Source organism: Salinibaculum salinum (assembly GCF_037645885.1).
In the GTDB taxonomy this organism is placed as follows: Archaea; Halobacteriota; Halobacteria; order Halobacteriales; family Haloarculaceae; genus Salinibaculum; species Salinibaculum salinum.
The window spans coordinates 1-1473 of the sequence record NZ_JBBENW010000047.1; the positions used below are offsets into that span (position 1 = coordinate 1).

Annotated in this window: 1 protein-coding gene; it reads left to right on the plus strand. The window is 56.6% G+C overall.

Translation table 11 applies throughout. The features are described 5' to 3' along the window. Positions 1–53 precede the first annotated feature (53 nt). A complete protein-coding gene (locus WDJ60_RS18765; protein ID WP_340102315.1) occupies positions 54–1259 on the plus strand; it encodes an IS4 family transposase in 1206 nt (401 codons plus the stop codon). Positions 1260–1473 lie beyond the last annotated feature (214 nt).

Here is a 1473-nt window from a genome sequence, read left to right on the forward strand (position 1 = left end):
TCTGTCGCGTTTCCAGTATTTAAAACCGGCGTGAAGCCGGTAATGGCGACCTGATGGCTGCGAATTCCAACTCTCAGCAAAGGCCGCCAACAGGAAAAACGGACGCACCGTACTTCAATTCTGATCAATCAACTGCGACCGCAGTGTACTCGCTGCTCGACGCAGTCGGCAGCGAGTCCATCGCCGACGAGTTCGATATCGGCAAACACAGCAAGAAACACGACTTCGACAACCACCTCAAAGTCGCCGTGCGTGAAGGGATCGACCCTTCAGACTCGCTTGCAGAACTCGAAGAAACAACCGATACAGCCGCTGAAATGGAGAAGATGGCTGCCTCTACGTTCTCACGGTACACGAACGACCGCGACTACCGCGCGGTCGTTCGCACCATGTTCGAATTGCTCCACACCCCACAGCTGGATCATCAACGAGCCGTCGAACGAAAACGACTCCAGCGACTCACGCGAGGCGTTGTTGCGACCGATGCGACAAATCTCGAACTCACACGGTCGGTTGTCGTCTCGGACGACTTCGTCGGAGACGACGAGCAGTCCTACGAGATCGACACTGGCGACGGTGGCATCAAACTCCATCTTGCCGCGCGTGTCGACGGAGAACACAAGCATCCGCTCGGTGCGACCGTGACAGAAGGTGAGACCCACGAGAATCCGCACTTTGAGCATCTCTATGGCGATGTCGAGGTCTTTCCAGACCTCGACTCGCCGATCTGGGTCTTTGACCGTGGCTACACACGCTACGAGCGCTTTTGCGGCTTCACAGCCATCAACGATGACTTCATCACACTGCTAGAATCGAACGCTCGGTACGATGTCTGTGAACAGATCCAGACCGCTGAGGTAACCGACGGTGATGAAACACGGCAGGTACGGGACGACCGTATCGAACTCGCCGACACAGGAGAACAGTTCCGGCGAGTAGTGCTTGAAACGCCGGACGGAGAGCAACTCGAGTACCTGACGACGCTGGCGTCGTCAGAGTACGACCCTATCGACGTAATCAGCATCTACACGCTGCGAACTGTGATCGAGATCCTGTTTCGGGAACTGAAGCAGTATTTGAACGGTGAGAACTTCCACTCGACAACGCTCAACGGCGTGTTGTTCGAGTTGTTTTCTGCGTTGATTGGACTGTTGTTGATCCAGTGGCTGCGGCAACGCCACCCGATGCGGGGTGGCGTGCCGCAAGCGATTCGAGAAGTACGGAAACGCTGGAACGACACGCTCGGCTCGGTTGGGTAACTCCTCTCACAGCGGGTGGTTCGCCGCCGCCGTGAGCGGCGGCTCTGGTCAGCGAAGCAGATACCACTCGAAATTCTGGCAGAAACCTGTCCGAACCGGACTCTCGAACCGAATCCGCTGACTTCTCGTCACCGCATATCTTTCAGCCAGCGGACTCGGCTTGATTTCGTTGCTCACGCCCGCGCGGTGTCTTTATCAACTCGAAACGCGACAG

Coding starts and splice junctions, on each gene's coding strand:
- WDJ60_RS18765 (WP_340102315.1), top strand. CDS start 54: ATGGCTGCGAATTCCAACTCTCAGCAAAGGCCGCCAACAGGAAAAACG.